Below are 12,735 nucleotides of genomic sequence, written 5' to 3' on the forward strand. Positions count from 1 at the left end.
CACAGCCTTCGGTTTTTGCTTTTGGCAGCGCTTTTTTCTCTTCCTGCGTATCCCTGAGCAGGATGCTGGAGAAAATCACAAAACTTGGAGTATCACTTCTTTCTTCTTACATCCCGGTGCCTCAAAACTCACCTTAATCTCCCCTGCCTGCAGACCTGCACGCACCACCGCCAGCAGATATCCATGATAGGTCTCCCAGGTTGTATTATCATAATCGTTCTCCGTAGCCGGATCAGCGCTTCCGAAGCCCTGCAGTGTCCCGGCGCCTTCTACAGTGACGGTTACTTCCCGGACAGCCTGGAGATTCTCGCGCCCCTGTGCATCTTTCAGTGATATCGTGAGATAAGCCAGATCCGCTCCGTCTGCTTTGAGTATTTCACAGTCGGCCTCTACACAGAGTTCTACTTTGCTGTCAGCACTTGCCAGACTGTTCTTCTCTGCCTGTGCATCTTTTCTGTAATTGACAGCCTCCAGTTTTCCTGCCTCATAGGCTGTTTCAAAAGATGCCATAAATCCATTTGCTTCTCCTGCCGGTTTCCTGCCAAGAGATCTTCCATTCAGGAATAATTCCACTTCCTCTGCATCCGAATATACGTTGACCACTGCCGGTTTTCCTTCATATCCGTCCCAGGTCCAGCTTGCAATCTCATCTTTCCAAAGCCATGCAGACTGGTTTGGCTTTTCTCCATAATGATTCAGCGGTTCGACTGCGATATAGGGCTCTTTTCGCAGCCCATACACAATCTCTCTGAAATAACTCATCGGCCTCCGATACCCGATAATATCAATGTCGCCCAGATAGGCGATGGAGATCGGCCAGTTCGGCATAAAGCCCTGCCGCCCGTCATAATAGAACACACCGGCGCCTGCTTCGCCGAGATAATCATATCCCGTCCAGGTCATGTCACCGATCACGTGTGGATTCTCTTTTACGATCTTCCACAGCCTGACAATATCCGACGGAAGAGTCTCTGTCCCGAGAATCACCCTGTTCGGATATAAGTTATGCTCCATTTCATGCCGGGATGTCAGATAATTATATCCAACCAGATCCGTAACACTGGAAAACTCCTCCAGCATCTCTGTTACGATATGATTTGCCGCAAATGCATCTGCCATCGGCCCTTTCATCAGATCTGTGCTTCCATTTGCCGCATCACTGCCTGCATCGGATGCCGGAGCAGAAGCCGCCTGTGCCTGCATCTGCATCATCTGTTCCATGGTCATGCCTGTAATATCACAGATGATATCTCCCATCCGGTCCATGCAGGAAAGCAGCCCGTTGATCGCAACCGTCACATAACGGGTATCATCCAGGGCGTGCAGTTTTTCTGTAACGACACGGTTTAACTGTGCCCCTTTTGCAGTTCCCGCCTCCTGAATTTCATTTCCGGAAATGTACATGATGACAGACGGATGATTATAATCCTTCGCGACCATACACTTTGCATCCTTTTCCCAGTAATCCGCGAAATACTGGGCATAATCATTATTGTTCTTCGCGCGGGTCCAGCAGTCGAACAGTTCATCCAGCACCAGAACCCCCTCTCTGTCACATGCATCAAGCATCGCGCGGCTTACCGGGTGATGAGAACTTCTGATGCAGTTAAAGCCTGCCTCTTTTAATTGTCTCAGACGACGCTCCTCTGCCTTTTCCAGCGTACAGGCCCCGATTACTCCATTGTCATGGTGGATGCATGCCCCTCTAAGCTTCACTTCCTTCCCATTGATACGCAGCCCCTTCTTCGCTGTCAGTGAAAGCCTGCGGATCCCAAATGTCTCGACAGCCTCATCGACCAGAATATCTTCCTCTAAGATTACTGCCCGGCATTCATACAGATCCGGTGTCTCACAGCTCCAGAGAAATGGATTCTCTATCTGAATACGGCTCCGGCAGTGCTCCGTACTTCCCGCAAACAAAGTGACCGGAACCTTTTCTAATGCAACTGTATTTTCATTTCTATCCTGAATTTTAATCTGAAGCTCTACCCGCTTCTTTTGGGTTCCAAGATTGCGAAGATCCACTTCCACCTCTGCCACTGCCAGGTCTTCTTCGATCTCCGGGGTGGTAATTCTCACACTGTTTTCCTGAATGTGCATCTGATTGCCCACCAAAATGTTTACATTCCGGTAGATCCCGCTTCCTGTATACCAACGGCTGTTCTCTTCTGCGCTGTTATTCGCTATGACCTGTACTGTATTCACGCCTCCGTAATTCAGGAAATCATCGGCGCAGACCATAAATTCTGTATAGCCGTAGGGATGCCCGCCCGCATAATCACCGTTGATGAATACTCTCGCGTTTGTATAGACACCCTCAAACTCGATTCTGACGGTTTTGTCCTTCCATTCCTCCGGTGCGTCAAAAACTTTCGTATATGTATAGCATCCACCCGGATAAAAGCCTGTCTGATGCTGGTTTTTCGTTTCTTTCGTCCTTTTTTCGTGTATCATGGCATCATGTGGAAGGATCAGACTCTTTTCCTCCCCCTGCATGCCTGAAACTGCGGCCATCATCGGGCTCTCTCCTGCCTTGTTGACCTTCCAGCCTGAATTCCACTTTTTTCTTAACATATATGCGCTCCTTTCGTCTCCCCTTAGAGGGATATCATTTTCATTTCTGGTACATCGCTGCATAAGTCTTGCAGTAATCAGTGCTTGTGAGGCACTAGTACCATCTTATTAAAAAACTGGTACTCTCAATATCACAAATGTTACGTTCCTGGCACGTATGTGGAACAATCGCGGAGGCCTTTTTTCCAGCCTTTTGTAACACATAAGATCCATTATTCCCGAAAAATAAAAAAATTCATTTTTCGGGAATAATGTGTTATTATAGATTTACACGGAGGAATAGCCATGAAATTTTTGTCTTGCAAGAACCAGACACGAAAACTATGATTATCAGGGAATAGCTGTATGAGATATTGCAAGATGGCTGAGCGAAGAATATGACCAGTGACGAACTATTATTTTTTGATAAGCATTCGGAAGCACTTCCGATATATGATGTTCTGGCGGAGAAAATAGTAACAGAAATTGAAGATGTGAGAATAAAAGTCCAAAAAAGTCAGATTTCCTTTTATAATAAGCACCTTTTTTCCTGTGTCTCTTTTGCACGTATACGAAGGAAAAAGGAATGTCCGCCTATTTATATTGTCGTGACCTTTGGGCTGGATTATAGACTTGATTCCAAGCGCATTGAGATTGCCACAGAGCCTTATCCGAACCGCTGGACACATCATCTGCTTCTTTCTGATCCAGAAGAAGTTGATGACGAATTGATGGGGTGGATCAGGGAAGCTGCTGTATTTTCAGCAAGTAAATAGATTAGGGTGATAAGTACACAACAGGACAGTTGATCAGATATCAGCTGTCCTATTTTATACTGCAAAGCTAAGAAGAAATGAGGCTATGGAGAATATCCTTACTTCTCTTCACTATGATAACTTTTGATATACCGGTTATCCTTGCGGTATTCATTGGGTGTCATCCCATATATCTTTTTAAACTGCTTTCCAAAATGGCTCTGTGTTGCAAAACAGAAATATTCTGCAATAATAGAGATGCTGTAATCCGTATAACAAAGCATATTCGCCGCATGACTGCATCTTTCTTTTGCAATGTAATCGCGGATCGACATCCCCTCCTGCTCCGTAAAAACACGTGACAGATAGGAGCGGTTGACTCCGATATCCTCTGCCAGCTCCTGGATCTGAAAATGCTGGCGCAGATGGATGCCGATATAGTCCTTACATTTTTCAACGTAAATGTTTCCTTTCCTGCGCTCTTTCGCCGCACGCACGCGTTCCGTATAATCCAGCTGCATCTTGGCTCCAACAATGCCCATCTCTTTTACCGTTTTACATTTTTCCAGTTTTCTTAAATAGATATCCGAGAGATCGTAGGCCTCCTCCGGATTCATCCCACCCCTGATCGCTGCCCTTGACACAAGCATGACAGAAGAGACACACAGATATTCCATCTGCTTTAATGCATTTTCTGCAACAACACCGATTCCTTCTACATCCATGCTGTTTATCTGCATCATTCTCTTCATGGCGGCCACATCCCCGTCCTCTACAATACCAACAAATTTATTCTCATACTCGATACTGTTGTGTATCCGGTTCATCTCGGATTTCTCTAACTGAAGTTTTTCAATATCTGCAGGTCCGACTGCATATTTCTCCTCATCGTCCTTCCATTCCACAGGGATATCTGCTTCATCAACTGCCTGGCCGCTGTAGGAAAAAAATGCGATCGACATGATGTTGGCAAGAATATCATGGGAAGACTTCGGGATCGTAAACTCTTTGTCCGTTATATGATGTCTATGCTTATACGCTGTGATCTGCACCTGATTGAGCTTCTCAAGCGCAGCCGGTCCCCATATATGGCACTGCCCCTTCTGCTCTCTGTAAACACCGAAGAATACGTTCATCTCTTCCACAAAAATGATCGGAATCTGTTTCTGGTCTGCGGCCCGGCAAACCTCGCGCAAAAACTCTTTGTCATACTGAAACAGGCTGGATCGCTCATCTTCCTTTGGAAAACTTATTCTCTTCTCTTCCTTCTTATACACACATACCGGTATCCCACAGTTATTATGAAGTTTTTCCAAGATAAAATATTCTGTTTCCAACATCTTCACCTCCATTTTGAAGTCACATATTACTATGCGAACCTCGCCATCGTCCTGATGATCCACGTCACATTTTCCAATAGACGGCTCTTCTCGATCCGGCCTTCTTTCACCCCGGTTACGATCTGTGCTGTGAAAGTGTCGTCCAGGGAACCCGGGGTGATCCAGCAGTTTCCTGCCTGCACCATCTCTATGATATCAGCTGTATCATAGGATGTCCAGTCGGTCATGACAAACCCGTTGAACCCATTTTCCTCTCTCAAAATCCCCAGGATCAGATCTGCATCTGTGGAAGTCGGCTGTCCATTGCAGGCATTATATGCCGTCATCACTGCCGCCGGCATGTGTACTTCCATTGAGATTTCAAATGCCTTGAAATAGATTTCCCTGATCGCACGCTCTGTCACAATACTCTGGTTTCTCTTCCTGCTGCTCTCACAATTATTCGCAATCAGGTGCTTGATACAAGATGCGGTCCCTGTGCCTTCCATGCCCCGGCAGTAATATCCTGCCATCATGCCTGCCAGATATGGATCCTCTGAAAAATACTCCGGATGCCTGCCATTCAGCGGATTTCTGTGGATATTAAATGCGGGTGCGAGGATCATAGGCATTCCCAGCTCCTTTGCCTCTTCTCCAATAACGCGTCCGACCTGCTGGCAGAGTTCCTTATTAAAGGATGCACAAAGCGTCACTCCGGAAGGCATCCCGATATTTTTCACATTCAGGTTCACTCCACTGTTTCCATCGGATACTAAGAATGACGGCATATCAAAGCCTTCTATTCCCACAACGTGTCCCGCTTCACCGATTCCTTCCATTCCCCAGCCTGCGGAACCGCAGACAGCAATCCGGGCAAGCTCTTCTACCCCAAACTGTGCCGCAAATTCCGCTGCTTTTGAAAGATCTTTTCTTACCTCTTCGAAGGTCACCTTGTTCTGCCTCTTCTCCTCTCGGATTTCTTCCTGTTTCTCTGCCAGTTTCCTTATCATTTCTGCAACCGGATATGTCTGTCTTTTAGCATAAGGCTGAAATGTTGTCTTTCCTTCACATACGCCTGATTTTTCTCCTTTAGGCCAGGTTTCTTCCGGTGCATATTTGGAGAGGACACGGATCTCTTCTTCCGGAACCATCCGGTTCACAACCTGTTTCACCACGATCTCTTCCGGCACTTCAAATGTCCCGTGCTTCGGCGCTTCTGCGCTGTTTCCTACAAACACGCTGTAAACTCCTGCCTCCAGAATGTATGCCGCATCCTTTTCACTGTAAGAAGTCATATGCTGAACAGGAACTGTGATTTGGAATGTTTGTTCCTCACCAGGGGCAAGTTCTCTCGTCTTTTCAAAGTATACTAACTCCCGCTCCGGTTTTTCCAGCTTTCCATCCGGCTTCCCGACATAGATCTGCACAACCTCTTTTCCCGGTACGCTTCCTGTATTTTTCACAATTGCCTGCACGCAAAGCCCGGCTGTACCCAATCCGGTTACTTCTGCCTCAATCGCAAACCTTGTATAACTGAGTCCATATCCGAACGGATAGGCAGTCTCCTTTGAAAAAGTCGTAAAATACCGGTATCCCACATAAATATCCTCTTCATAACAGGTATCCAGATAGGTATCACATTCCGCATTCAGTCTTGGCTTATCAACACAGTCATAAAAGTTACGGCTGGCAGGGATATCAAAATAATCCTTTGCCCATGTGTCCGGCAGTTTTCCCGACGGATTCACTTTCCCTGACAGTACATCCAGAAGAGCAGGTCCGCCCAGCATACCGCCGAACCCTGAATAGATAAGTGCATCAATGCAGTAGCGCTCTACAAAGCTTACATCAATGGGATAGCCCACATTTAATATCACGATTGTATGTTCAAACTCATTTGCCAGTGTTTCCAGTAATTTTTCTTCTTTTTCTGACAGATAGTATTCTCCCTTGGCGGTAGACAGATCCATGTTCTCTCCGGCCGCCCGGGTAAGAAGCATGACTGCCATATCAGACTGCTCCTTCGCACGCGCCAGCATTTCACCGTCCGGGATCTCGTCCTCATCGCAGCTATAGAACTCTGCCAGCTCTTCATTTAATGAAAAGCGATCACTCGCGCGGACGGCTTCTGCCAGGTTCACACTGTAACGCGGAGATATCTTACCTGCACCAACAGCACCATTTCTGAACTGATGGATGCCCTTGCCGAATAAATTCAGGGTCATTCCCTCTTTGACCGGCAGTACCTGGTTTTTGTTTTCCAGCAGTACGATTCCCTCGGCCGCTGCCTGCCATGCAATCCTTTCATGCTCCTCATACTTTATGTCAGGATCAACCCGGTCAATCCCCTTCACCACAAAGTCCTGCGGATTCATTTCATTTCCATCCGTATCCACAAAGCCCTCTACATGAAGCTGATACTCTTTTCCATATTCCGTAACCAGTCCTCTAAGCGGAACTCCCAGGATCCACATACCGCCCATTTCTGCCATCGGTTTTATGACATAACGTGTGATCTGTTTCCCATCAAGGCTGATCCTCCCTGTAAACTCTGGATCCATCTGCTTCGCCCACATCATGATGAGACAGCCTGACAGATTCCGGTCAAGCATAAAGTAAAGCCCATCGATATCGTGAAAATCGTAGATTGACGGTCCCATCTCCAGTAACAGCGGTTTATCCTCTTTTCCTCTTGGCAGCTGTGCAAAAAATTCCTGCATACCCATTGTAAGCTCCTCCTATTTCTTAAAACATTTTATCTGATTATCGTTTATCCATTTTTATTATAAGCAAATATGAGGATGTAAATATCATGTTTGTTACTTTTAAAACCCATATGTTTCTTATTTACCCGAGATACATCAAACGCAGTTCTTCCCAGCCTTTCAGTTCAAACCCAATTCCCTGTAAAATGTAGTTTTCAAAAGACCCATACTTCTTATCCGCAGTTTCAAAAGCGGTTTCCAGATACCTCTGTTTCACACAGAGTCCTGCATGCACTGCCTCCAGGACATGCTCCGGCTCCCCCGCATCTCTGAGATACTCAAGGATCGTATGATTGATCCCTTCCCGCAGCACGTTTGTTTCCAGATAATCTTTTATGATATCCTCTTTTGATACACCCAGTACTGTCAGGATCACTGCCGCGGTAATTCCGGTTCTGTCTTTTCCCGCATAACAATGGAACAATGTTCCCCCTTCTTTCGTCTCAAGCAGAAGTTTCAGGAACTCATACAGTGATTTCCTGACATGCTCCTCCTCAATAAAAGACTGGTAAGTTTCTAACATATTTTCATGCATCTGCTCAACACTTTGCAGCTTCCCCAGATGTTCTTCACTGCAGTCCGCCTTTTTGGCAGCTTCCCCGGGAAAGAAATCAAGATCAATATGGCAAGCCCCCGGTATTATTTTATCCGGAGATGATTTTCTTTCATTCTCAGTCCTCAGATCTACGACATTCACTACCTGGTACTCTTCCCTGAGAATTCGGATATCTTCTGTGGTAAGATTAGACAATTCCCCGGAACGAAGCAGTCTCTTAGGCTTTATTGTCCTGCCGTCTACTGCCCGTGTCCCTCCCAGATCCCTGAAATTGTCCAGTTTTGAAAATTGAAATTCCATATGCGCCTCCATCTTTTCTAATGATTACCTATGACTATTTCTCAAAAATCTAAATTGCTTTGTTGTTTTTTCCATTTTATCTTTTTACTTTCTATTATAGTATCACCTGCGTTGCATTTTTGACAGATTTGTGTGTTATTCTAATTATATTTTTTACTTTATCTTCATTTATTACCAATGCTTAAGTGAACCTCACATACCGAAAAGGACAGCATGATTCGCTCAAATCACACTGCCCTTTTCCTTTATACTATTTACTTCTCCGTCGCTTCATAGTTAAGTCTTCTTTATAACCTGACATCAGTGTTTCTCCTGCATTAACGGCACTGTAAAATTCTTCCTTAACTGCTTTTGCATCCGAACACATTTTAGGTATTTCCAAAAGATTCATCACAATGGAGGTGTCCATAAATCTTACATTCATTATATGCCTCCCTCCAACCATGTATAATCTATCGGTTTTTGCGGAGTTTTTATCATTTTAATTAAAGAATCATCCAGCATTGCTTCTCCCAGACCGCCTTTTGCAAGAAGTTTGGGATACTGTTCAATTTCAACAAATGGTATAAATTGGCTGATTCCCTTTTCCCGATCCCGGTATACGATAGAAACCCCCAGGAGTTTCTCCTTATCGTACTTATTCAGCAATATCGGATTATGTGTCGTTAAGATAATATCTACCCCTCTTGATTTACCGAGTTCACCTAACCTATTTATTAATGCACTTACTTCGCACCACCAAATATCTTCTGCACAAACCTGATATAAGTATACACAACCAGCACCACTGCGATCACTGTCTCAACTAAGACTACCACACTCATCCCCGGTATCTGCATCCCCATTTTTCCCAGACAGGCCATCGCCTGTTTCACTGCGATCGCACTGATCACAAACGGGAAAGTAAAGGATGCATAGCTTGGATAAAATGGAAGCTTTAAATACCGCACCGCATTCACTAGTGCAAATATATAAAGCACACATGCCAGAACCAGCATGGCCAGCAGCAGCCCTTTAGATTTTACAGCCACAGACTGCACATATCCTGCGATACACAGGCTTGCCGGAGCCGCATAAATACAGATCAGTGGTTTTGCCGGTTCCGGTACCTGGCGAAACTTTGCATATCTGTAAGTAACCAGAACCAAAAGTACGATCAGAGCCGCAAAGCCAAACCAGAATGTGGCACTTCCAATGGCCGTTTTCTCATAAGCCGGAGCCGTGATCGCTGCCACTGCAATCCCCACATACACGATATAATAGCTCGCAAAAACCTTCGGCATCTGGATATGTACAATGAACCGAACTGTAAAGAATACGATCAGTACAATATGAAGCGCCAGCGCAAACAGCCAGATATAGTAAGCCCCTTTCCCAATAAACGGTTTTACATAGGTACTTAAGATCATAAGTGCCATGGAAAATGTTCCTGAAACGCTTGCCATGATCGGATTCTTCATATCTTCTTTAAACGCCTCTGGAAACAAGATCAATTTTAATAAAAGCAGGATCAGCAGAAATGCTGCCGCGATCCCGCAGACATACCGGATCCCTTCCGAATAACTCTGCAGCAGATTTCCAAGCGCCGCCGTTCCAAGCATCACACCACATAAAGGCAGAGGAACCTTCTGTATTATATTTTTCATCTTCTTTTATCTCCTCTTCACCAGTCTTTCTCTCATCCCATCATCGCTGTACATTCTGATAGCACTATGCCGGATTTTCATCTGTATTGGCAAGGCCCATTTCACGTATTACAATTTCAGCTACCTTTCCTGCGCAAAGTCCCGTATACCGCACGCACTGCTCTTTGTGCTCCCCTTTCCCCATGTCAAATTCTCTCGTCAGAACACGGCAACAGACCGATTTTTTCCCCGTTGCCTCTTTAAACCATTCATGGAGCTCATGGGTCAGCTCCATACATTTCACGGCTTTCGGATCTTGCGGTCCATTTGGCTCTGACCGTCCAAACAGCAGCCCCAAAGCCAGGATTCCTCCGTTTAATGCGCCGCACATACAGCCTGATTTTCCTGCTCCCACTGCCATACCGGATGCCATTGCAATGACCTCTTTTGGCACATCCAGTTCAAAGTTATCACGGATAGAAGCCATCACTGCCTCACAGCAGAAATATCCGCCTCTGAAATATTCCTCTGCATCTATTCTCACCTTGTTTACGCTTACTTCCTTTTTTACGTTCATCTTCGTCTTCTCCTTGTCTTTTCTTCTGCCAGGATCGAAGCCCCCAGTGCTCCTGCGTATCTGCCGAGCTCTGTGTTCTCCACCTTCTTCCCGATTTTTTCTGATAATATCTTAGCAAAATATGTACTTTTACTTAACCCTCCGGTCAGCATGATCTTCTCCGGCATCTCCCGTCTCAGAGCCATCTGCGCCACCTTCGCTGCCACAGATTCTACTACACCTGCAGCAATGTCCTCCCTTTTTTGGCCTTCTCCAATATAGCTGATGATCTCTGATTCTGCAAAAACAGTACAAAGGGAGCTGATCGGCAGCACTTCTCCCTGAGCCGCCATATCAAATAATTCCTGTAATGTGATTCCGAGACGGTTCGCCATGATCTCCAGAAATTTACCTGTCCCTGCAGAACACTTATCATTCATCAGGAAATCCTGGACTGTTCCCTGTCTTACCAGGATCACCTTTGTATCCTGTCCCCCCACATCGATGATCGCACAGTCCGTTCCGGCAAATTCAATGCCGCCCCTGGCATGGCAGGTGATCTCTGTCACCACATAATCGGCAAAATCAACCGCCACACGCCCGTAACCCGTAGCGATCGTCTTGGTTTCATCCGATCCGACATCCACGCCTGCTTCCAATAACCGATCTCTGATGACCAGTGCAGTTTCCTTACTGTTCCACCCCGTAGGCAGCGTAAAATGCAGCTCTTTGCTTCCTCTCGCCACCACCTTCGATGCAGTGGACCCTATATCAATTCCTACATAATCCATGCTTCTCACCCTTCTAAAATACCCGGATTCAAATACGCCTCACTGTCTTTACAAAGAAGCGCATGTCTTACTCTTCATGGCACACCATGGCTGGCACTTCCGCCTACAGCATTTCAATAAAGGCTGCGATCCTGGTTCCCAGCTGTCCGATATCTGCCTGTGAATAATCGGTCTCCACACTGATATATGGAACGCCTTTTTCCTCACTCACAAACTTGCGGATTCCCCTGGATTCCACACTGTATGTATGACAGGCCGAAAGCAGCATCTCCACCACACCGTCTACCTGATATTCATCAATCAGCCTGCCAAGCAGCTCCAGACGGTTTGGATTCGGGGTCATGACAGAACAGCCGATATCCAGATATCTCCGTGCCAGTGCATCATATACATCCGGGTTCTCCTCGTCTACCAGCTTGTCGATAGATTTTGCCCCGCTGCAGCTTTCATATGTAACCACGATACCGCCGTGATCCTCGATCGCCTTGATTACCTTCTCTGTCGCGCCACCAATCGGACATCCGGTCACAAGAATACGCGGCTTCCTCTCCTGCATGATGCCCTGTGCATATTCCTTTTCAATCTTATCCACAAGCGCATCCACCTCTGCCGGAATCTCACTCCTGTCTAATTTGAATGTACTTCCATAGAGAACCTTGAACAGATCGTGCCCTTTGATCGGTGCGGGGTCGTGTCTCATCACTTCATACAGTCTCTTAAGAGAACGTCTGCCCGCATTATTTACCCTGATCGCTTCACGAATCTGATCCTCTGTGATCTCAACATCGAACTTCTTCTCCAGGTATTCCTTAAAACGGATGATCTCGTTCTTCCAGAGCTTTAAACTGTCTTCCCTCTGACTGTTCGGAAGCTCCATGACAAATACATCCTTAAACTCGGACATATATTCATACATTTTCTTCTTACCATCACATGTAGTCTCCCCGACGACTACGTCAGAAAAGTAAAAAAACGGACATTTGTCTGTGACCGCAAAGCCGTAGCTGGACTTGATCAACGGACACAGATTCTTCGGCAGGTCCCTCTCTGCCACCGGGATCGTCTCGTCAGAGGTGGAACACAAACTAACTGTGGCAGCCCCCATTGCCATAGCGATTTCCTGCGGGAAATAGGTGCAGTATGCTCCTACGACCGGAATTCCTTTTTCCTTCAATTCTTTGACCGCAAGAAACGAATTTTTCCGCTGTTCGGCAAATTCCTCAAATACCTCAGGCAGATCTTTGATTACTTCCATGCTTGAATCCTCCAATTCGTGTTTCTTCTTGCCCCGGAATGATAAATCTCCCGGATACAGTATGTCCATATTTTAACATTTTCCGGGCGGAAGCACTAATCAATAAAATTCATATACAAGGGGATTTATAGGGAAATTCTATACCTTATTTTGCAGAGAAACTGTATGCCCGCCGAAAGACATGTATTACGGAATGCCCTTTAAGTATCATATCTTATACAATAAACAGGGCTGTCACAAAATATATGTCAGTCCGGGAT

General features: G+C 45.9%; 11 protein-coding genes. 1 reads left to right on the forward strand and 10 read right to left on the reverse strand.

What is annotated here, in order from left to right:
* Positions 1-75: 75 nt before the first annotated feature.
* Positions 76-2,574, reverse strand: coding sequence for a glycoside hydrolase family 2 TIM barrel-domain containing protein (locus AC4OGX_RS10440; protein WP_493330336.1), 2,499 nt, complete (start codon positions 2,572-2,574; stop codon positions 76-78).
* 377 nt (positions 2,575-2,951) lie between these two features.
* Here AC4OGX_RS10440 and AC4OGX_RS10445 point away from each other — a divergent pair, with 377 nt between their 5' ends.
* Positions 2,952-3,329, forward strand: a complete 378-nt coding sequence (locus tag AC4OGX_RS10445) for a DUF5655 domain-containing protein (RefSeq protein WP_493330338.1) — start codon at positions 2,952-2,954, stop codon at positions 3,327-3,329.
* A 98-nt stretch (positions 3,330-3,427) separates the two neighbouring features.
* On the opposite strand, the gene AC4OGX_RS10450 is transcribed toward AC4OGX_RS10445, so the two are convergent.
* The 9 genes from AC4OGX_RS10450 to AC4OGX_RS10490 form a co-directional block, all read right to left on the reverse strand.
* Positions 3,428-4,648: an AraC family transcriptional regulator gene (locus AC4OGX_RS10450; protein WP_493330340.1), complete on the reverse strand. Its 1,221-nt coding sequence runs from the start codon at positions 4,646-4,648 to the stop codon at positions 3,428-3,430.
* A gap of 29 nt (positions 4,649-4,677) precedes the next feature.
* The gene (locus AC4OGX_RS10455; RefSeq protein WP_493330342.1) at positions 4,678-7,353 is read right to left on the reverse strand and encodes a glycoside hydrolase family 3 protein; all 2,676 of its coding nucleotides are present in this window, start codon (positions 7,351-7,353) and stop codon (positions 4,678-4,680) included.
* A 121-nt stretch (positions 7,354-7,474) separates the two neighbouring features.
* Positions 7,475-8,248: a tyrosine-protein phosphatase gene (locus AC4OGX_RS10460; RefSeq protein WP_493330343.1), complete on the reverse strand. Its 774-nt coding sequence runs from the start codon at positions 8,246-8,248 to the stop codon at positions 7,475-7,477.
* A 250-nt stretch (positions 8,249-8,498) separates the two neighbouring features.
* Complete coding sequence (locus AC4OGX_RS10465) at positions 8,499-8,672, reverse strand: hypothetical protein (RefSeq protein ID WP_493330345.1); 174 nt, start codon at positions 8,670-8,672, stop codon at positions 8,499-8,501.
* Entirely contained in the window at positions 8,672-8,896 is a 225-nt protein-coding gene (locus AC4OGX_RS10470) for a hypothetical protein (RefSeq protein WP_493330346.1), read from the reverse strand. The genes AC4OGX_RS10465 and AC4OGX_RS10470 overlap by 1 nt, the downstream gene beginning before the upstream one ends.
* 77 nt (positions 8,897-8,973) lie before the next feature.
* Entirely contained in the window at positions 8,974-9,894 is a 921-nt protein-coding gene (locus tag AC4OGX_RS10475) for a TDT family transporter (protein WP_493330347.1), read from the reverse strand.
* A 64-nt stretch (positions 9,895-9,958) separates the two neighbouring features.
* Positions 9,959-10,450, reverse strand: coding sequence for a C-GCAxxG-C-C family protein (locus AC4OGX_RS10480; RefSeq protein WP_493330348.1), 492 nt, complete (start codon positions 10,448-10,450; stop codon positions 9,959-9,961).
* Positions 10,447-11,220, reverse strand: coding sequence for an acyl-CoA dehydratase activase (locus tag AC4OGX_RS10485; protein ID WP_493330349.1), 774 nt, complete (start codon positions 11,218-11,220; stop codon positions 10,447-10,449). The genes AC4OGX_RS10480 and AC4OGX_RS10485 overlap by 4 nt, the downstream gene beginning before the upstream one ends.
* A 103-nt stretch (positions 11,221-11,323) precedes the next feature.
* On the reverse strand, positions 11,324-12,475 hold the full coding sequence (locus AC4OGX_RS10490; RefSeq protein WP_493330351.1) for a double-cubane-cluster-containing anaerobic reductase: 1,152 nt from the start codon (positions 12,473-12,475) through the stop codon (positions 11,324-11,326).
* Positions 12,476-12,735: the final 260 nt, after the last annotated feature.

The organism is Faecalicatena sp. (assembly GCF_058819085.1).